Annotated in this window: 18 protein-coding genes, 1 tRNA gene and 1 pseudogene; 7 read left to right on the forward strand and 13 right to left on the reverse strand. The window is 38.8% G+C overall.

All coding sequences use genetic code 11. The annotated features are described in order from the left end of the window. Positions 1–20 precede the first annotated feature (20 nt). The 4 genes from AABJ51_RS14990 to AABJ51_RS15005 all read right to left on the reverse strand — a co-directional run bounded on the left by AABJ51_RS14990 (position 21) and on the right by AABJ51_RS15005 (position 2,763). Positions 21–422, reverse strand: coding sequence for a hypothetical protein (locus tag AABJ51_RS14990; RefSeq protein WP_338373223.1), 402 nt, complete (start codon positions 420–422; stop codon positions 21–23). Then, positions 415–681: a hypothetical protein gene (locus AABJ51_RS14995; RefSeq protein ID WP_338373224.1), complete on the reverse strand. Its 267-nt coding sequence runs from the start codon at positions 679–681 to the stop codon at positions 415–417. The genes AABJ51_RS14990 and AABJ51_RS14995 overlap by 8 nt, the downstream gene beginning before the upstream one ends. A gap of 88 nt (positions 682–769) precedes the next feature. After that, on the reverse strand, positions 770–1,834 hold the full coding sequence (locus AABJ51_RS15000; protein WP_338373225.1) for an NADH:flavin oxidoreductase/NADH oxidase: 1,065 nt from the start codon (positions 1,832–1,834) through the stop codon (positions 770–772). A 104-nt stretch (positions 1,835–1,938) separates the two neighbouring features. Next, on the reverse strand, positions 1,939–2,763 hold the full coding sequence (locus AABJ51_RS15005; RefSeq protein ID WP_338373226.1) for an alpha/beta hydrolase: 825 nt from the start codon (positions 2,761–2,763) through the stop codon (positions 1,939–1,941). 102 nt (positions 2,764–2,865) lie between these two features. Here AABJ51_RS15005 and AABJ51_RS15010 point away from each other — a divergent pair, with 102 nt between their 5' ends. Next, positions 2,866–3,213 (forward strand): winged helix-turn-helix transcriptional regulator, encoded by a 348-nt coding sequence (locus AABJ51_RS15010; RefSeq protein WP_338373227.1) that lies wholly within the window; start codon positions 2,866–2,868, stop codon positions 3,211–3,213. Positions 3,214–3,627: 414 nt separating this feature from the next. On the opposite strand, the gene AABJ51_RS15015 is transcribed toward AABJ51_RS15010, so the two are convergent. The 5 genes and pseudogenes from AABJ51_RS15015 to AABJ51_RS15035 form a co-directional block, all read right to left on the reverse strand. Then, positions 3,628–3,765 carry a hypothetical protein gene (locus tag AABJ51_RS15015; protein ID WP_338373228.1) on the reverse strand — a complete coding sequence of 46 codons (138 nt, stop codon included), beginning with the start codon at positions 3,763–3,765 and terminating at the stop codon, positions 3,628–3,630. Positions 3,766–4,080: 315 nt separating this feature from the next. Next, a complete protein-coding gene (locus AABJ51_RS15020; RefSeq protein ID WP_338373229.1) occupies positions 4,081–5,304 on the reverse strand; it encodes a site-specific integrase in 1,224 nt (407 codons plus the stop codon). A 288-nt stretch (positions 5,305–5,592) separates the two neighbouring features. After that, a tRNA-Val gene (locus tag AABJ51_RS15025) sits at positions 5,593–5,670 on the reverse strand. Positions 5,671–5,790: 120 nt separating this feature from the next. Beyond that, positions 5,791–7,511: pseudogene (locus AABJ51_RS15030) on the reverse strand (DNA polymerase III subunit gamma/tau). 149 nt (positions 7,512–7,660) lie between these two features. Beyond that, positions 7,661–8,206, reverse strand: a complete 546-nt coding sequence (locus AABJ51_RS15035) for a terminase small subunit-like protein (RefSeq protein WP_338373230.1) — start codon at positions 8,204–8,206, stop codon at positions 7,661–7,663. Positions 8,207–9,133: 927 nt separating this feature from the next. On the opposite strand from AABJ51_RS15035, the gene AABJ51_RS15040 reads away from it, so the two are divergent. The 6 genes from AABJ51_RS15040 to AABJ51_RS15065 all read left to right on the forward strand — a co-directional run bounded on the left by AABJ51_RS15040 (position 9,134) and on the right by AABJ51_RS15065 (position 17,174). Continuing rightward, a complete protein-coding gene (locus AABJ51_RS15040; protein ID WP_026626337.1) occupies positions 9,134–10,192 on the forward strand; it encodes an NAD(P)-dependent alcohol dehydrogenase in 1,059 nt (352 codons plus the stop codon). Between the two features lie 183 nt (positions 10,193–10,375). Then, complete coding sequence (locus AABJ51_RS15045) at positions 10,376–13,183, forward strand: TonB-dependent receptor (protein ID WP_338373231.1); 2,808 nt, start codon at positions 10,376–10,378, stop codon at positions 13,181–13,183. A 15-nt stretch (positions 13,184–13,198) separates the two neighbouring features. Further along, positions 13,199–14,143, forward strand: coding sequence for a metallophosphoesterase (locus tag AABJ51_RS15050; RefSeq protein WP_134435702.1), 945 nt, complete (start codon positions 13,199–13,201; stop codon positions 14,141–14,143). Positions 14,144–14,305: 162 nt separating this feature from the next. Further along, positions 14,306–15,217, forward strand: coding sequence for a Ppx/GppA phosphatase family protein (locus AABJ51_RS15055; protein WP_026626340.1), 912 nt, complete (start codon positions 14,306–14,308; stop codon positions 15,215–15,217). Between the two features lie 74 nt (positions 15,218–15,291). Then, a complete protein-coding gene (locus AABJ51_RS15060; protein ID WP_026626341.1) occupies positions 15,292–16,092 on the forward strand; it encodes a UDP-2,3-diacylglucosamine diphosphatase in 801 nt (266 codons plus the stop codon). Next, positions 16,089–17,174: a glycosyltransferase family protein gene (locus tag AABJ51_RS15065; RefSeq protein WP_338373232.1), complete on the forward strand. Its 1,086-nt coding sequence runs from the start codon at positions 16,089–16,091 to the stop codon at positions 17,172–17,174. The genes AABJ51_RS15060 and AABJ51_RS15065 overlap by 4 nt, the downstream gene beginning before the upstream one ends. A gap of 6 nt (positions 17,175–17,180) precedes the next feature. Here the strand turns inward: AABJ51_RS15065 and hemL are convergent, their stop codons facing one another. The 4 genes from hemL to AABJ51_RS15085 are packed head-to-tail and all read right to left on the reverse strand — an operon-like array spanning position 17,181 to position 20,603. Then, positions 17,181–18,452 carry a glutamate-1-semialdehyde 2,1-aminomutase gene (gene hemL, locus AABJ51_RS15070; protein WP_338373233.1) on the reverse strand — a complete coding sequence of 424 codons (1,272 nt, stop codon included), beginning with the start codon at positions 18,450–18,452 and terminating at the stop codon, positions 17,181–17,183. Then, the gene (gene hemA / locus AABJ51_RS15075) at positions 18,449–19,348 is read right to left on the reverse strand and encodes a glutamyl-tRNA reductase (protein ID WP_338373234.1); all 900 of its coding nucleotides are present in this window, start codon (positions 19,346–19,348) and stop codon (positions 18,449–18,451) included. Before hemA ends, hemL begins: the two co-directional genes overlap by 4 nt. A 60-nt stretch (positions 19,349–19,408) precedes the next feature. Further along, positions 19,409–19,879 carry a precorrin-2 dehydrogenase/sirohydrochlorin ferrochelatase family protein gene (locus AABJ51_RS15080; RefSeq protein ID WP_338373235.1) on the reverse strand — a complete coding sequence of 157 codons (471 nt, stop codon included), beginning with the start codon at positions 19,877–19,879 and terminating at the stop codon, positions 19,409–19,411. 19 nt (positions 19,880–19,898) lie between these two features. Beyond that, positions 19,899–20,603 carry a phosphoadenylyl-sulfate reductase gene (locus AABJ51_RS15085; RefSeq protein ID WP_026626345.1) on the reverse strand — a complete coding sequence of 235 codons (705 nt, stop codon included), beginning with the start codon at positions 20,601–20,603 and terminating at the stop codon, positions 19,899–19,901.

Consider the following 20,603-nt stretch of genomic DNA (forward strand, 5'->3'; position numbering starts at 1 on the left):
GACTCCCCTAAATAGTCTTTTTAAAACACTGAAATTAAGATATTTACAAATAAATCTTTTTTCATCTTCTTTTTTCGGCTTGCCCTGATAATTAGGTTTTTCAGATAATCCAAAGATTTAGTTAGATTATATGGTTTTCGGTTGAATATTCTATTTTTGGATTTGTATGCATCTCCAAAAGAAAAGTTGAAAGCACTTTCCAATGCTTTTGAAATATGAATAAAAGGAGCGGTCTTCCCTTCTTTATTAATAAATTGATTGGATAACTCAAAGGAGCTGACAAACTCCCCCATACTATCAATCCCCAAGCCGTCTGACTTGGGGATAAAATAAACTTTTGAAATATCTGATTGGGTATTGTTGTAAAATTGATTTGCTTGTGGAAACGTGAATTTCAGCAAATCAATTTCAGCTTCAAGCAATAGAATAGCCTTTCTGAGATAGGCAAATTTTAGGGCGTTTTTTCCCCTGCTCGTATCGATAAAGCGTTTCTATACCTATTAACTCAATACGAGTATTATTCAGCATTCGAAAGATTTCCGAATAATCTTGTTCGGGTTGGCAGACTGTTTTTACCTGTTCCATAAAGCAATCATAGGCATTTTGAATTTCTTCGTTTGTTACTTTCTGTGAGGATTCTGTTAATAAACAGAATAACCTCGTTTGTAATAAATCATTCATATAAGTATATTTTTTATCAGTTAATTTATAGGGATATTTAAAATATTTACTTATACTAATTTTCAGATTCTCTCCTTGAAAACATTCATTATTTAAAACTACGTTCGTACTGAATAGGATAGGGTATCGTATCTCCGAGTTTTCTTGCCGCGTTCAACGTAAAGTAGGGATTCCTGAGTAATTCTCTTCCTAAAAAAACAAGGTCACATTTATTCTCAGATAACAACTCCTCTGCCTGCCTGACTTCCGTAATTAAACCTACTGCACCAACTGTAAGATGTGTTTCTTTTTTAATTCTTTCAGCAAACGGAATCTGATAATTCGGAGCAATCGGTATGTTGACTCTTGAAATATTACCTCCTGAAGAAACATCTATAACATTTACTTTTTTAATTTTTAGTAAGGCTGCTAATTTGACGGATTGCTCAATATCCCAACCGCCTTCGACCCAATCTGTTGCCGAAATACGCACCCACAGAGAGAGGCTGTTGTCTATTACATTGTTTATCGCATCTATTATTTGGAGGAGTAAGCGTACCCGATTTTCAAAACTGCCGCCATACTCATCTGTCCGTTTGTTACTTAGTGGTGATAAAAATTGATGTATAAGATATCCATGTGCTGCATGAATCTCCAGTATCTTGTATCCGGCTTCGATAGCTCTGATTGCTGCCGATTTAAAATCGTCTATCACTTTTTGTATGCCGTCTTTAGTTAATTCTTGTGGAGGATTTTCATGCTCTTGGAATGCAATAGCAGATGGAGCAACTGTAGTCCAACTGTTTTTACCCGATGTGAGTTTAACCCCATTGTTGTGTTCCACATCACAGCTTGATTTACGCCCGCCATGTCCCAATTGAATACCGGGAACTGCACCATATTTTTCTATGGATGTTGTTATTTTTTTTAGATTAACAATTTGTTCATCTTTCCAAATTCCTAAATCTGCATAAGTAACCCGACCTTCGGGCGATACCGCAGTTGCCTCTTGCAGAATTGTACCACAACCTCCTATTGCACGTGTCGTGTAATGTATAAAATGCCAGTCGTTAGCGACGCCATCGGTTGCACAATATTGTACCATTGGAGACATTACAATTCTGTTTTTTAATGTGATGCCCTTTATGGAAATGGGTGATAATAATTTAGACATAATTTATTATTATTTTATTATTACATTAGTGTTTTATAATCTATATTGTAGGTTTATAATGGATCTTTTAGAATCCATATTTTTAGAGATGTAAATAGGTTTATCTAGTATTGTTGCTGAAAAAAAATAAAATGATATTCTATCGATTTTTCCCAATATTCCGTATTGTGTTCTCCATGTTGAGAAATGAAAACAGCCGGTATTTTATTTTTATCAACGTATTCTTTCAATTGACTGGAACTTTCATAAAGAATATCTTCTGTTCCGCAATCAAAAATAAAGGTACGGCTAAAATCGGGGTTGTCTTCCAACAGTCGGACAATACTATATTTTGACCAATCTGTTTCTTTGGGATCACCTAACATTAGATATAAATCATCTGTCATTCGATTGCTTTGCCAGAATAATCGGCTTACATCGCTGAAAAGATTGAAATTAACGTCTATAGCTCCACTTGTAGATCCGGCAGATTTAAAGTAATCCGGATGCCGAATCAGATATCGTAATGCCCCATATCCACCCATAGATAGTCCGCTTATAAATACATTTTTACCATCTACATTTAATACCTTATGTACTTCGGGAACCAATTCTTTAAAGAAGAAACTTTCATATTGGTGTTTTTCACTTGTTTGGCTATCAACATAGTAAAATGTAAATCCTTCCGGACAAACGATTATAGTATTGTATTTAGTTGCCAGATTCTCACAATCAATCGTTTTACTCCACTGGGTGTAATCTGCTGAATAACCGTGGAGTAGATAAACCAATGGATATTTTTGGTTTAAATCATAGTTCCTGGGTTTGAATACTAAGGCAGGAACATCACATCCCAAATATTCCGATTTTAGTGTCCACTTATCTTGGGCTATAGATGTAAGTCCTGTGGATAACATACTTATCATCATTATAAATCCTTTTATTCTCATAATTCTTATCTTTTTTATTATTATATTGCAATTTTGTATTGCAAAGTTATGGTCATGGAACAAAGCTTGCAATAACGAATAAAATTGTTAGTATTAAAATAAATGAGAAAAGAACAATCAACAAACTCTATCAATGAGCAATATTTGTTTACGGCTTGTGAACTCAATTCTGCAATGGCATTAATAGGCGGACGCTGGAAAATCCCTATACTTTTATCAATTAGTAAAGGAAATAATCGTTTTAGCTTATTGTTAAAAGATTTAGAATACATTTCAGAACAAGTTCTCGGTAGACAAATTAAAGAGTTGGAGAAAAATTCACTGATTACAAAAAAGAAAATACCAAATACCATACCTCTTGGTGTGGAATATTCATTGACCAATCGCACAATAGAACTTCTACCAATATTAAATAATTTATGTGCGTGGGGAAAACAATACACTCCCTGATTATAAATCTATGATAAATTGAATATAGCTTTGTGAGTTTGCTACCAGTGCATCTTCTGGAATATTTGTAATACGAAACAATCACTTGTCCAGAAGTTCCGATAAGAACAGAATATTTTCTTATGAAAAAGGTATCTATTTCTTGATAATATTAACGAATAGGAATTAGAGAATACCTCAATATTTAAAACAACTAATAGATAATAATAAACAGAAGTTTTTTAAGTTTTAGCCTAATATTAAATCAATTGAACAGAATAATTTTTTATCTTTGCATTTAATATCATGAGTTATTGCAAACAATGGTAAAACAAAGGAGACCAAAGAGTTTCGCTCGTTTCTATATCATTACCAATTCTACTTTTGCTATTCATTAAGAACTTGTTAAACAATAGAATAACTAACAAACGCATCTTATTGATAAAAGTCTATTGTTTGAATGACGCTCTCTGTCCAATTTATCAATTCATAATTAGGGCGAAGTTTATCGATCATTCGCTTCATTTCGTCATAAGCAAATCGCTCATCTTCAACTATCAAAGATTTTATCATTAGAGTAATTTTTTTTATTTGTTATGAATGAATAGACTCTAAAGTTACGCCTTACGAGTTTCTTAATAGTACTTAATTCTGACGAACTTAAGAATTCAACAGACAAAATATCCATTTATTCTATCAATTAACAATATTGAATATTATTTTTTCTTTACAGCTGATAAACCACCCATTTAAAAAGAGAATAATAAAAGCAAGGTTTTGATAAATAATACTCTTTCGTAAAAAGGAAGATTATTTATTCAAACTCGGAGAGCTTGACCTTGATTGAATTATTCTCTTGATATATCTTCGTGATCAGATGAAAGAAACTTACTTTGCTTGTTTGTAATACTCCTGAAAAGCATCGAACTCGCCTCTCACCTTATTGACCTCAACATAAATTTTCTCATTGAGTATCTTGGCGTAAATCTGAGTTGTAGTAATGTTTGTATGGCCAAGCATTTTTGAGACACTTTCTATTGATACACCCTTGGTCAGCATAATCGTTCCGAACGTGTGGCGTCCGCAATGCGTGGTCAGCTTCTTCTTTATTCCGCACAAATTTGCGATCTCTTTCAAGTATTCATTCATCTTTTGATTGGTATGCATAGGTAGAAGTTTATCACTTCCTAACTTCCTGTATTTTCGAATAATACTTAAAGGTATTTCCAACAGTGGAATATTAGCTTCCACGTCTGATTTTTGTCTACTTAAACGCAGCCACTTTTGTCCGAAACCATCTTCGTAGATATTATCGATAGTTAGGTTAGCAACATCTATGTAGGCAATGCCTGTAAAACACTGAAAAGCAAAGATATCTCTGACCTCTTCCAGCCTTTCATTATCAAATCGCTTAGATAATAGTTTCTTTATTTCAGGCTCTATTAAAAATTGTTTGTGTACAGGCTTATATGACAAAGAGAGTTCATCAAAAGGGTCGTGTGTGATATACCTATTCTTTAGTGCATTAGTTATAATCTGTTTTAGGTAACGCAGATGTTTAACTGTCGAGTTATGCCCACAATCACAGACAGATTTCAAATAAACTTCGTAATCGGTGATAAATTGAAAATCGACTTCTCTTATCTGTAAATCCTCTTTCTTGAATTTATACAGCATAAAGTCTGCTACACGTTTTCGAGTAGCTAAATATTTCGATAAAGTGGTATCTCGGATTGTTTTTCCTACAAGGCTTCTTTTTTGTTCTACCTTGATATCGTATAAAGAAAGAACTGTATTTTCCCTAATTTCTTTACCTAAGTATGTATCCCGAAGCTTGTCCGCTGTTACATATCCATCTTTTTCGAGAATGGCTTTATAATGCTTGTCTAAGGCTATCCTTATTTTATCTAAAGCATCATTAATTGTTACAGCTTCTTTTGTTCTGCCGATTGCTCTGCCTGTTTGGCTCCACATTTCAGGTTTTACAAATTGCAGGGAACTGAACTCAGATTTATCTCCACTAATAGAGATCCTAACGCTGATACTTGTTAGTCCATCTTTGTTTACATTCTTCCTTCTGACTAAAAAAAGGATTCGATAGGTACTGTTCATAACTCAAAATTTTCACGATTCGACAAAATTATTGACTATCGCTTAAAGATTCAGCACCTCGAATAAAGCCAAGTTAGGTCATTGTAAGTCATTTAAAACCAGTGAATAATTTGTTAAAAAGTGACTGACTTTTAATTTTTGAAATTCAGTCACTTATTTTTCACTCCACTATTGTCTTTCTCTGACTTTTATTGGCTTCGGTGAAAAAGAAAAAAGTCTGTTAATCTACTGACTAACAGACTTTATGTCTTTAATTGGCATTTTGTGGCTTTTAACCTTTTTGCCGTTTGGTGGGCGTTGACGGATTCGAACCGCCGACCCTCTGCTTGTAAGGCAGATGCTCTGAACCAGCTGAGCTAAACGCCCGATCTTTTTTGATCTCTTTTGGAGTAGCATTTCCTCTCAAATGCGATGCAAAGATATGTCTTTTTTTTCTCTCTCCAAATATTATTGTAATTTTTTTTCAAAAAAAATACTTGAAACCCGCTACAGTAGCTCCAAACCGAATTCGTCCTTCAATTTTTTTAAGCTCTCATTTTCTTCCATCATCAGATTGAACTTCTCGAGAGAGGTAAAGCCAAGCTTCTTTTCATTATCTACAGATATACGAACTTTCATTTGGATATGGGTATTCCGCAGATTCTTTCTTAATACAGTCAATATCGTTACAGCATTATCTAATAATCGCTGCTCTTGAACCGGATTATTGACTACAACCTCAAACGCATCTCTGTTAAGCAGCGATGGCAGACAATTGATCATTGTATTCTTTAGATGATGCTCTTCGATTAAAGTTTCCGCATAAGCCTTCCATTCATTCAGCAGTTGGATAGGAGTAAAGGTTTCGGTCATATCCTCGAGAATCTTTACCTCCGTTTTTTCTACAGTCTCGGTTTTCTGGGATAATGCCGAAATGGAAATCCCTAGTCCCGATATTGAAGGTTTTTTCACTGCGGGTTTGGCTCTTTCCTGCGGTTGAGTGTTTGACGCAGCTGCGGATGATACAGGTGCAGCAGACTGAGTTTTTACAGCCTGATTCGTTGCCTGATTCTCTTGAGGTTTAGAGAAAATAGGTTCAATTACGGCTTTTTTTTTTCGTCCACAATTTGTGGATTAGCCGAACACTGGCACAAGCGTATCAGCATCAACTCTATCAACAGCTTTTTATTCTTGCTGTTTCTGTAGTTGAGATCGCATTCATTGACCAGCTCTATGGCTTTGTAAAGGAATTCATTGGTACACCGCTGCGATGTGGAAACATACCGTTCACGGATGGATGCTCCGACTTCAAACAATTCGGCTGTGCGGGGATCCCTGCAAACGAGCAGATCCCGAAAGTGGGAAGCAATACCTGTAACAATATTATGCCCGTCAAAACCTTTATTCAGAATATCATTCAATATAAGCAGAGAGTCAAAAACATTGCCTGCCAAGATTGTATCGGTCAGCTTGAAATAATACTCATAATCGAGAACATTCAGATTTTCGATTACGGCTTTGTATGTTACATTACCTCCTGTAAAACTGACTACTTGATCGAAGATAGACAATGCATCACGCATACCTCCGTCGGCTTTCTGAGCCAGAACATTCAGTGCTTCAGGCTCGGCGGTTACGCCTTCCTGAGATGCAACGTATTGAAGATGATCCACCGTATCGGCTATGCTGATACGGCTGAAGTCATAAATCTGGCAACGAGATAATATGGTCGGCAGTATTTTATGCTTTTCGGTTGTGGCGAGAATAAATATAGCATGATGAGGAGGTTCTTCCAATGTTTTAAGGAAGGCATTAAAGGCTGCCGATGACAGCATATGCACCTCATCTATAATATATACCTTGTATTTGCCGATTTGTGGGGGAATACGTACCTGATCGATCAAAGCACGAATGTCGTCCACCGAGTTATTCGACGCGGCATCTAGTTCATGGATGTTAAAAGACCGTTGTTCGTTGAATGCAACACACGATTCGCATGAGTTGCAGGCCTCGCCATCTTCAGTCGGGGACATGCAGTTGATGGTTTTGGCAAAAATACGGGCACAGGTTGTTTTTCCTACACCGCGGGGACCGCAGAACAGATAAGCATGAGCCAGCTTATTAGATGCGATAGCGTTTTTGAGTGTAGTTGTCAGAGAACGTTGTCCGACTACCGAACGAAATGTCGACGGGCGGTATTTACGTGCTGAGACTATATAATTATCCATGAATACAATATTTTTTTCTTTTACAAATTTACATTTTTTTTCTGAGAGTCTGTTTAAATTTTATTATTAAGCTTTTTATAAATCCGGTAGGCTTTGATAATTAGAATTTTAAATAAAAAAGGTTACAAAAGTGACAATAAAATCAGTTATCAGACTTCATTTTCGCAGGCCTGCTGTTCCGCCGCTTTTTGTTCTGCTGATTCCCGCAGCAACTTTTGATACTTTCTCTCTCTTTCCTCTTCCCATAATTGGTCTTCCAGCTCTTGCTGTAAAATACGTTCTTCTTCCTTCAGTTGCAAAAGAATTTTTTTCTCTTTATTGTTGATGTCGCTTTCTTTGGATATCGCCATTTTGAGGGTCTTTTCATCCGGAGAGTATTCTTTCATCGTTACGGTTTTTCCGGTCAGATACAATTCGCCATACTCATCCACTGCATATTTATAGCGGGTTGTAGTAACTGTACGTCCCTGCTCTATTCTCTGTTTAAGTATCTGACGTGCTTTCTGAGACAGACGTTCGTCTCTCTCCAGACGGGCATTCTCAACCATCTCCTCAAAATCGGGATATTTAATCATCCACTGATAAAATGTTTTTCGGCTGATGTTGTGTATCGTGCAGATTTCACCTAATGTATATTCATCCTGTTCTATTGCATCCGCTATTTTCTTTCCTAGTTTTTCTGTGTATTTAGCCATAATTTGAATGTGTTTTTTTAGGATAGATAAAAAATGAGAAAACACACCGGATTATTAGTCATGCGAATCAGTCGTTGAAAAATGTTCTTTTAAATTATGCTATTTACTACGCGCAATCACAGATTGCTTGTGTTCCTTTTGGCTAAAGCCCCAAAAGGAACCAAAAGGTCTTTGGCGCTTCGAGGCTCTGCCTATCTGACTACGTTCACGGGCGAAACTAAATAAAACTCGCCTTTCAGGCTCAAACAGCATTTAGTTTTTACGCCCGTTTCACTGGTCAGATTACGGCTTCACCCCTGTATGCACCTTGGCTGACGCACACCTTTGCTTGCGCCAGTCCACAAAAGGGTCTGTGACCCCTCGTCCGTCAGGTTTTCGACCTCGGCGGAAGCTCGGGGTACCCGCTGCACGAAGAAAGCGTTAAAAGAGAAATAGATATCAGCGATAATCATGTTTATTTGTCTTAGCTTTCGAGAGCTGAGCGGGTCGGGTTGGAGACGCAGTCTTGATCTTTTGTTTCGTTTTGCATCAAGGCAAAATGAAAAACAAAGCCGGGTGGCTGCGTTAGTAAATAGATAAACTTGAAAGCATAATGTAAAAGAACGGTTTTATCAATCTAACTACTGATTGACATTAGTCAGTAGTGTTTATAAAAATCAGTAATAATGGTAGATAATTCTGTAATTTGTATATAGTATAAGCATCTGATTCTTTATAAGTTTGTATTATGAGCAAGAAGACTTCCCGAGAACCTGAAAGAGGATATAAAGGCATGATTCTTAAATTACTATAAAATAATGACTGATATAAGAGTTCTCTTGTTTATATAAGTGGCAGAAAGTATTTAATGATATATTTTTAAGTTATGACACTTAACTAAAGCGAAAAATAGGTCTTCGACCTTATATATAACTCAACATAGCATTTATGGAAACAAAAAACACAAAAGCATTCGGAACGGAAGCATCCGAAGCTCCATTGAAGGAGATGAATATACAAAGGCGTACAGTAACTCCGAAAGATATTGAGATAGAGATCCTTTATTGCGGAGTTTGCCACTCAGACCTTCATACAGCCCGTAACGACTGGGGCGGAACAGTATATCCTGCGGTTCCCGGACACGAGATTGTCGGACGCGTTACTAATATCGGAAAAGACGTCACTAAATTGAAAGTAGGGGATCTGGCAGCAGTCGGATGTCTGGTCGATTCGTGTTGTGAATGCGACAGCTGTAAGCATGATCTGGAGCAATATTGCCTGAATGGCTTTACCGGAACATACAATTCACCCGATAAACATTTGGGAGGAGTGACATATGGTGGTTATTCGGAGAGGGTAGTTGTTGATGAACACTTTGTTCTGAAAGTACCTGCAAATCTGAATTTGCCGGCAGTAGCTCCGTTACTTTGCGCCGGAATTACAACATGGTCTCCCCTCAGACACTGGAATGTAGGAAAAGGTAGTAAAGTGGCTGTAGTTGGTTTAGGCGGGCTTGGGCATATGGCGATAAAACTTGCTAAAGGTCTGGGAGCAGAAGTAACCTTGTTCTCAAGAACTCCTTCCAAAACTCAGGATGCCTTGGATTTGGGAGCAGACCATGTGGTTATATCTACCGATGCTGGGCAAATGGAGTCTGTACATGGCAGTTTTGACCTCATTGTGGATACTGTGCCTTATGTGCATGACGTGAACCCATATGTCGCAACATTGAATATTAACGGAACACTCGTGCTGGTAGGCTATCTGGGACCGCTAGACCCGATGTTGAATACTGTGCCTATGATTATGGGACGTAAAACAGTTGCAGGCTCGGTGATCGGAGGCATTGCCGAAACTCAGGAATTGTTGGATTTCTGTGGTAAACACAACATTGTTTCGGAGATCGAAATGATCAATATGCAGGACATCAATACTGCATACGAAAGAATGCTGAAGAGTGATGTGAAGTATCGGTTTGTAATAGATATGGCTTCTTTGAAAGCTTAAAAGAATATATCCTTTTCGGAACGGTATAAATACAAAGGGTCTGATTAAATCAAATTTAATCAGACCCTTTTTTATTGTCTTCTTTGTAAATATTGAAATTATGTAATCGGATCTTAACAGAAACGAAAGGTTAACAAAATATAAATAGATGTCTTTTGCGCTAGAATTAATTTATTACATCTTATGCAAAAGAAGACATTTCTATTATTGGCGATATTAATCTGTTGGGGTAGCCTTTTTGCCCAAAGCGGAGGGATTATATCGGGAATTGTTAAGGATCAGAACTCGGTTTCGCTGCCCGGTGCGACTTTAACTCTCGATAAATACAACCGATATACGATATCCGATCAGAATGGATACTTTGAGTTTTTAAATGTTCCGGCAGGAACTTATCAGGTTGAAGTCTCTTATATAGGTTTTCAGAAAACCGGAGTAACCGTAAATGTCGGTTCGGGAAATAATACCGTACAAAACATAATCCTGCAGGAAGGAGCTGTTCAGGGTAAAGAAGTGGTAGTAATGGGTGAAATGCTCCGTGGACAGGCTAAAGCCCTGAACCAGCAGAAGACCAATTCTAATATATCCAATGTAATATCTTCCGATCAGGTCGGGCGTTTTCCTGATGCAAATATCGGAGATGCCCTCAAACGGGTTCCCGGGATAACCATGCAGACCGATCAGGGTGAAGCCCGTAATATTATCATCCGCGGACTGGCTCCCGAACTTAATTCAGTTACACTAAACGGTAACCGTATTCCATCGGCGGAAGGTGATAACCGTAATGTTCAGATGGACTTGATCCCGTCGGAAATGATATCGAATATCGAAGTCAGTAAAACCCTAACCCCCGATATGGATGCAGATGCCATTGGAGGTTCTGTTGATCTGGTAACCCGTGCTACACCTAACAAGCAGCGTATTTCGGCTACGATATCGGGAGGTTATGTTCCTATTCGTGAGAAAGCCATGTATTCTGGGTCTTTTGTATATGGCAACCGCTTCTTCGAAAATAAGTTAGGGGTTGTTGTAAGCGGGTCTTTGCAGAACAAAGATTATGGATCGGACAATATAGAAGCTGTATGGAAAGAAGGAAAGAAAGACAATGTATATGTTTCTCAATTTGATATCCGCAAATACGATGTGCAGAGAGTACGCAGGAGTATATCTTCGGCATTGGATTATAAAATAAACAGCAATAACAGTTTGGCGGCGGATATTATATATAACTGGAGAGCGGATCGTGAAAACAGATACAGAACCAGATATAAGATCAAAGAAGCTGATAACGAATCGGGGTACACAAGTGACGTAAGAAGAGAAACCAAGGGTGGAATAGATAATGATAAGAATAAAAACCGCAGGCTTGAAGATCAGCGGGTGCAGAATTATTCATTGAGAGGACAGCATCTTCTTTCGAATAAATTTGATCTGGACTGGAATCTGAGCTATTCGAAAGCCAGCGAAGATCGCCCGAATGAGCGTTATATTATGTTTGAACAAAAATCGGTTGAGACCTCTCAGGATTTAACAGATCAGAGACATCCGTCTATTCTGACAAAAGGAGAGAGCACGGATAAAATGAAATTTAAAGAATTGACTGAAAATCATAATTATACCGATGAAGAAGAATATTCGGTAAAGGTGAATGCACGTATGCCGTTTTCGGTTGTAGAGGATCAGAAAGGCCGCCTTCGTTTCGGTCTGAGAGGACGTTTCAAAAATAAAGACAGAGATAATATATTTTATGAATACGAGCCTGTTACAGCGATTGGCGTTTTATCTTCGGTTCCGACAAAATATTGGAAAGGAGATGGGTTTAATCCCGGTTCGAAATATGTTCCCGGAACATTTGCTTCTGCTTCTTATTTAGGAGGGCTTAATCTGAAAGATGCTTCGCAGTTCGAAGAATCACCTGTCCCTTTAGAGTATCTGGCAATAAATTATCATGCAAAAGAGCAAATCGTAGGAGGTTACCTGCGTTGGGATCAAAATATTACAAATGATTTTCTGGTTATAGTAGGGGTAAGGGCAGAGAATACCCATATTGATTATACCGGTAATAAGATGCTGGAGGCAGATGATGAGATTACAGCCGAAAAAGTAAGCCGTACCAATTCGTACTTTAATTTATTCCCGAGTTTGACAGTCAAATACAATGCCGCAGAAAATCTGGTATTGAGGGGGGCATATACAACATCTATCGCCCGTCCCAATTATTACAGTCTTGTGCCATATACTAATATCTCGCAGAGTAATGAAGAAATATCCATCGGTAATCCGGATTTAAAGGCTACTTATGCTCATAACTTCGATTTGAGTGGCGAGTATTATTTCAAATCGGTTGGGCTTATCTCGGCGGGAGTATTCTATAAGAACCTGAAAAATTTCATTTATAAATACACGAACATCAGTTATACAGCCGATAATTTTGCTGCTGATTTTCCGGATATCCCTAGTCCTATACCTGCAGACAAAGATTGGGTATACAGCGAATACCGGAATGGTAAAGGTGTAGATGTATTCGGTTTGGAACTGGCTGTTCAACGCAAGCTCGACTTCCTGCCCGGCGCATTTCTGAAAAATTTTGCAGTGTATCTTAACTATACATATACATGGTCGCAAACCAAGGGGATCTGGGATAGTGAAGGCAACGAACGTAAGGATATCAGCCTTCCGGGAACTGCTCCTCATATGTTCAACGCCTCGTTGTCGTGGGAGAATAAGAAATTTTCGGCACGGGCTTCATTGAATTTTACATCTGACTATATTGATGCTCTCGGCGGATCGGCATTCGAGGATAGTTATTATGATAAGCAACTGTTTCTGGATGTGAATGCCTCGTATAAGATAACACCTCAATTCAGAATATTTGCAGAAGCGAATAATCTGACTAACCAACCTCTTAGATATTATCAGGGCGAAAAGAACCGGGTAATGCAGTTAGAGTACTACCAACCCGTATTTAATATGGGACTTAAATATGATTTCTAATAAATATTCAGATATATGAAAATAAGCAAAGTTATAGGCCTTGTATTTCTGTGTTTTCTGACACTCGGATTAAATGCGCAGAACAAAATCTCGGAAAAGAAAGAGCTTGAAGATAGTTTTAACTTCATTATTGCTACCGACTTGGGGCGTAATGGTAGATACGATCAAAAACCGATTGCCGAACTGATGGGTGAAACTGCTAAAGCCGTTGATGCCGAGTTCATAATATCATCGGGAGATACACACCATTACATTGGCGTTGAAAGTGTATCCGATCCCCTTTGGATGACCAATTTCGAATTGATATACTCTCATCCCGAGTTGCAGCTGGAGTGGTATCCTCTGTTGGGTAATCATGAGTACAGAGGAAATACTCAGGCGGTAATAGATTACAGTAAAATAAGCCGTCGCTGGTGTATGCCCGACAGATATTACACTCAGGTTTATCAGTTGAAGAATGGAGAGTCATTGAGGATAGTTTATATCGACACTCCTCCGTTGATCGATAAATATCGTAATGAAAGCGACAAATACCCCGATGCTGTAAAGCAGGATATGGATAAGCAGCTGGCTTGGCTTGATGCAACATTAAAGGCATCAACCGAAAAATGGAAAGTAGTGGTAGGGCATCATCCTATTTATGCCGAAACTCCTAAAGATGACAGCGAACGGGCTGATATGCAAAAAAGAGTGGATCCTATTTTGAAAAAATACAATGTAGATATGTATATCTGCGGTCACTTGCATACATTTCAGCACCTGAAAATGAAAGACAGCAAAATCGATTATGTCGTAAATTCATCAGGATCGCTCAGCCGCAGCCCCAAAGCGATAGAGGGCACGGTATTCTGCAGCGGCGAAACAGGATTTTCGGTTTTCTCTGCAACAGATAAGGAGATTGTTTTATATATGGTCAACAACAAGGGTGAAATTATACATGAAGTAAAGAGATCCCGTTGATAAACGTTGGAAAAGAATAGCAGGGTCATCGATTTCCTATATGGGAATTTATGACCCTGCTTATTGTTTTATACCTGATTCTTTAAATGTAATCATATCGTAATTGCTTTGAAACATAAATCGGTGAAATTTGGAGCCATATATAATACAAACATAATAAGTATGAAAAATAAAAGACTGGCTGCGATAGATATAGGTTCTAATTCGGTACGATTGTTAATTACAGATGTGATTGATTACAAGGGAAGTCCTTTTTTTAAGAAGGATATTTTTATACGTATCCCCCTTAAGTTGGGTGAAGATACATTTACCAACGGTTATATCAGTGAACTGAAAGCCGAGAAACTGGCGACTTTACTCATGTCGTTCAGAGGAATCATTGAAATAAATGATGTCGATTGCTGGAGAGTATGCGCTACTTCGGCGATACGTGAAGCCAATAATATGAAAGAAGTGGTAGATCTCGTTTATTTGAAAACAGGGATCGCCATTGAAGTAATTAATACAGTTGAGGAAGCCCGATTTATACTGATAAACAGCATCGAACAGAATATGGATGACGATAGAGCCTATCTGTTTACAGATGTGGGAGGCGGCTCTACCGACTTGATCCTGTTTTATCAGAAAAAAGAAATTGCAGCAGCATCGTTTCGCATAGGTACATTACGTACTCCCGAGTTTATAGACGGTAAAGAGCAAGGCGAATGGCTGGAAATGAAAAACTGGATACTTCAGCATTGCCGCGAATTTCCGAAAGTGTCACTAGTGGGGTCGGGTGGAAATATAAATAAAATAGATTCCCTCCTCAGGCGCTGCGGACGTATCAAACGGGAAGAGCTGGTCTCTTTTGCACGGGTTCTCAGAGGAATGTCTATCGAAGAACGTATCGTTAAATACAATATGAATACCAACCGGGCAAATGTTATCCTTCCCGCAATTCATATCTATCTGAAAATAATGAAAATGGCTCGGGCTTTGTCTGTCGAAACACCTATAATAGGGGTGTCAGATGGTATTATTAAAGATCTATATATCCGGCAATTCGGAAAAGAGAAAATAGTTGCTCAGTCTTAATAAGTTCTTCATCGTTTATACATCATTTTGTCGCAATGTTTTTATTATTTTGATAACACCAAAATTTATACATTGTGACAAACGTAAAACACCACAAAACTATTGTTCTTTCAGATATTCATCTGGGATCCAGATGGTCGAAAGCAAAAGAAGTTACTAGATTTTTAAAAGAAAATACTTGTGACAACCTCATTCTCTGCGGAGATATTATTGATGGATGGAACTTGGCTCGCGGAAAGAGCAAAAAGTGGAAAAGAAAGCATACCAAATTTATAAAACTACTGCTTACGATTCAGCACAAAACAAAAATCACTTACTTGAGAGGAAATCACGATGATTTTCTGGATGCTGTAGTGCCTATGGCTTTTCAGAATATAAAAATCGTAAAAGACCTTGTCTACGAAAGCGGAGGCAAGCGTTTTTATATCCTTCACGGAGATGTTTTCGATACGGTTACCAGCCGTTTCAGCTGGCTGTCTAAGATAGGAGATGTCGGATATACCCTGCTGCTTTGGCTCAACAGGAGATATAACGACCGCAGGGCGAAGAAGGGGCTGCCGTATTATTCTTTATCAAAAGAGATAAAAAATAAAGTGAAAACATCGGTTTCCTACATCAGTGATTATGAACAGCATATAGTAGAAATAGCACGTGCCAGAAAATGCGACGGGGTTATATGCGGTCATATTCATCACCCGGAGATGCGTTATTATGACGAAATCCTGTATATGAATTCGGGAGACTGGGTAGAGTCTATGTCTGCACTGACCGAAGATTATAACGGAAACTGGGATTTGGTTTATTATGAGCAGGAAGAAACTGTAAAGAACCGTACCGAGAGCCTGAATCCTCAATTAATTCCTTTGAGCGTATGAAATATCTTTTTATAGTACAAGGCGATGGTCGAGGACATATGACTCAGGCTATAGCCTTATCCGAAATGTTGAGACGCAATGGGCACGAAGTAGTGGAAGTCCTTGTTGGAAAGAGTAAAACACGCTCTATCCCTGACTTTTTTTATAAACGGATAGGGGCTCACTGTCGGGTATACGATACTCCGTCTTTTATCTTCAGAAAAAACCAGAAAGAAATACATCCTCTGAAAACGCTGGTGTATAATATCCATCCCAAAAGGTTGAGAAGATATAAAAAGAGTATCGAAAAAATTAATGTCAGAATTAAAAAGACAATGCCCGATGTAGTGGTTAATTTTTACGAAATATTAGCCGGATTGTCTCACCTCCGATTTAGTATTGATGTACCGTTTATTAATATCGGACATCAGTATTTGATAAAACACCCCGATTATCCACATGCCAAAGGCGATGGGCAGGGGCTCATGCTTTTCCGTCTGCACACACTACTTTCGGGTATAGGGGCAACTAAAACCCTGGCTCTTTCTTTCTATCCGCTGAAAGACTATGTGCCGGACAGAATAGCTGTAGTTCCTCCTTTGTTGAGAAAAGAAGTCTTGTCTCTGACTCCGTCCGACGGAGATTATATTTTGGGTTATATCTTGAATCAGGGATATGAAAATGAGGTTAAAGAGTGGCACAAAGACCATCCCGATACGGAGTTGAATTTCTTTTGGGATAAAAAAGATGCCGACCCTGAAACCGTCATCAGAAAAGGTCTGGTGATGCATCAGCTTGATGATGAGAAATTTCTCCAATATATGGCCGGATGTAAAGGGTATATTACTACAGCCGGATTCGAGTCTGTATGCGAAGCTATGTATTTGAATAAACCGGTGATGATGATACCCGTACATGTCGAACAGGAGGTCAACGCTGCCGATGCCCAATCTACAGGAAGAGGTATCACCGGAACAAGTTTTAATGTAACCGAACTGCTTTCTTATATCGACCGTCGTAAAGGTGCGGATAATACCGAATTTCGCGAATGGGTGGATAGGGGCGAAGAATTATTCCTTCGGCATCTGACTACACTCGTGTAATTGTACTTACCCCGAAAATTTACGGGTAAGATCAATGAATCTTTCTAAATGGAGATCGCTGTGAGCTGATGATATAAAGTTAGATTCGAACTGAGATGGAGAGATATAAATATTTGCCGCAAGCATATACCTGAAAAAACGGGCAAAACGCTCTGTGTCACACTTTTTCACATCAGTGAATGATTGTACTTCGCCGTCAGTGAAAAACAGCGTAAACATAGATCCTATGAAGTTTATCTGTATGTCTTTTGACAGGGTTTCAGCTTGTAATGCAGACAGGAAAGCTTCTGATTTTTCTTCCAGATCCTGATAAAAACCGCTGTCTTCGAGAATCTCTATTGCATTTATTCCGGCAGTCATGGCAATCGGATTTCCCGATAGTGTCCCCGCCTGATAAACCGGTCCGCATGGAGCAAGCATGTTCATAATTTCCTCTCTGCCGCCAAATGCCGCCGCCGGAAAACCTCCACCTACAATTTTTCCTAAAGTAGTCAGATCGGGAGTGATCCCAAAGCGTTTTTGTGCTCCTCCGATCGACAGCCTGAATCCGGTGATCACTTCATCAAAAATAAGTAAAGACCGATATTGTAATGTGATTTCTCTCAGAAATTTCAGAAAATTGTCTTTAGGTATCACTACACCCATATTAGCAGGAACAGGTTCTACAATAATGGCGGCAATGTCATACCCTTTCTCGGAGAATAGCTTTCGTAAGCTTTCTGTATCATTAAAAGGAAGACTGATTGTGTATCGTGTAAAGCTATCGGGTACTCCTGCTGAAGAAGATCCTCCCAGACTGGCGACTCCCGAGCCTGCCGACACCAGCAAATGATCGGCATGACCGTGATAACACCCGTCGAATTTGATAATAATATTACGCTTCGTAAATCCCCGTGCAAGTCGTATTGCACTCATTACAGCTTCAGTTCCCGAGTTTACAAACCTGACTTTCTCCATGGAAGGGACATGCTTATTGACCAACTGGGCTAAAACTGTTTCCTGAATGCTTGGTATACCATAGCTTGTTCCGTTGGCAATGGATTTGTAAACCGCATCCTGTACTTTTGGATGGGTATGTCCTTGTATAAATACTCCCCACGACAGGCAATAGTCGGTAAATGTATTGTTATCTATATCGGTAAGTGTTACCCCTTCGGCTTTTTTAATGAAAAGAGGTGACTCTCCGACACTCTTCAATGCCCTGACAGGACTGTTTACTCCTCCCGGGATATATTTAATAGCTTGTTCATAAGCCTTTATTGATTCTTGTCTGTTCATATTACCGTAGTTTTGTGAAGAACGGCTTGCCGCTGCCATTCTTTCAGATTTTCGATTTCTTGGTTTATGATTATTTCCGCTTGTTTCACTTCCTTTTCGCGTAAGCGGATATTCGATTGAACGGTTTGCTCTATATCATCGAGGTTAAGGAGTTCTATTCCGGCTCTGCCTTTCAGCGAAGGGTCTACATCCCTCGGAAATGCCAGATCAAATATGATCAATGATTTAGACTCCTCTATGTCTTCCGTATTGATTATAAGATGAGGGGCTGATGTCGCGCAGATCAGTACATCGGTTTGTTGGAGCAATGATTTCTTTTCACCGAAAGGGATAACTTCCGAGCCATATTTTTGAGCCATATCAATTGCTTTGTTGTAATTGCGGTTCGACAAAAACAGATGCTTTGCACCTTGCGATTTCAGGTATTTGAATATATCTTCCGTCAGTTTATTAACGCCGATAATACTTACTGTTTTCTTGTTTAAATCGATATGGCGGTCTTTCAGTATTTGTATTGTTGCAAGACTATGAGACATGGCTCCTTCCGAAATATGCGTTTCGGTTCTGACCCGTTTCCCTGTATGTATGGCTGTCTGGAAGAGCTTATGCAGGTGAGACGACAGTTTGTATTCGCTGCAGGCTGTCTGGTATGCGTTCTTTAACTGCCCTTGTATTGCCCTTTCGCCGATGAGTCCCGATTCGAGACCCGATGCTACCCTGAATAAATGTCGGGCAGTGTTTTCCGATATTTCCTTATCACCCCAATATACTTCTGTGCGGTTGCAGGTATGCAGGTATACATGCGGGATTTTTGCATCTATATGCATCAGTCTGCTGAGGTTTTCTCTTTCGGATACCGTATAATCGTGGTGATTTATAGTTTGAAAATTTATCATTTATTTCAATTCATAATTGCATTAAAAAGATCCGTTCAAAAATAAGCCCGGATCATTTTCTTACCTGATTTTGATGCTTCCGTCTTCAACCAGCTCCTGTACCCTGTTTCGGATTCCGATAGACTGGTGTACATTTTGAGCATTGGATGCTATGGCAATTGTAACATTTCCGTTTTTATATATGGCAGGAGAGGTAAAATCGCATTCAATCGGGTCATCACATACACTAGCCAGAATGCCCCGTTCTTCACACTCTTTTTTTATAGTATGGTTCAGCTCCTTATTTTCGGTACATATATACACCAGAAAAGCACCTTCCAGATCCTGTGTAGAATATCTTTTCTGAACAAGCGTAAAAGGCAGATTATTGAATCCTTCGTGAAATTCGGGAGCGATAATAGTTGCTTTATCTGTAAATCGGTATAATATAGATGCTTTATGATAGCCTACATTACCACCTCCTATCAGTAATATTTTTTTCCCTGTTATATTGATGGATATAGGAAGAAATAAGAGATCGTCTCTGTTCATATTTTTCTTTTTTTTGATCTTATCTGCGGTGCAATCCGCATTCCTTGTGTTCGGGATTCTCCCACCACCAGCGTCCGGCTCTGATATCTTCGCCCTCTGTTATCGCACGGGTACACGATTGGCATCCGATACTCGGAAAACCTTTATCGTGGAGTTTATTGTAGGGAATCTGATGTGTTTTGATATACGACCATACATCAGTCTCGCTCCAGTCTGCCAGCGGGTTTATCTTTATCAGTTGATTCGCTTCGTCCCATTCCACAGGCTGAATACCTGTTCGGGTAACAGACTGTTCGTGCCGCAATCCGCATATCCACACATCCAGTCCTGACAATGCCCTGAGCAATGGTTCTATCTTTTTTACCTTACAGCATTCCTTTCGTTTATCCACACTTTCGTAGAAACTGTTTACCCCGTTCTTTTTGTAAAATAGTTCTACATTTTCGGCGTTCGGAAAGTATACATCCAATTTGATATTGTATTTGATATTAGTCTTGTCGATAAGCGAATATGTCTCAGGAAACAAGCGTCCTGTATCTATGGTGAAGATACGTGCATCACGATCTATCTTTACAATGATGTCGGTCAGTACCTGATCTTCCAATCCGAGACTCGAAGCCAAAGCTATCCGTCCTTTATACTCATGTAAGAAGAAGGAGAGCAGTTCTTCCGGCGATGAGTCTTTGAAACGGATATTCAGCTGATCTATATATTCTGTATTCAT

Origin of the sequence: Indolivaga capnocytophagoides (assembly GCF_036511535.1) — a bacterium.
Taxonomy (GTDB): domain Bacteria; phylum Bacteroidota; class Bacteroidia; order Bacteroidales; family Dysgonomonadaceae; genus Dysgonomonas_A; species Dysgonomonas_A capnocytophagoides.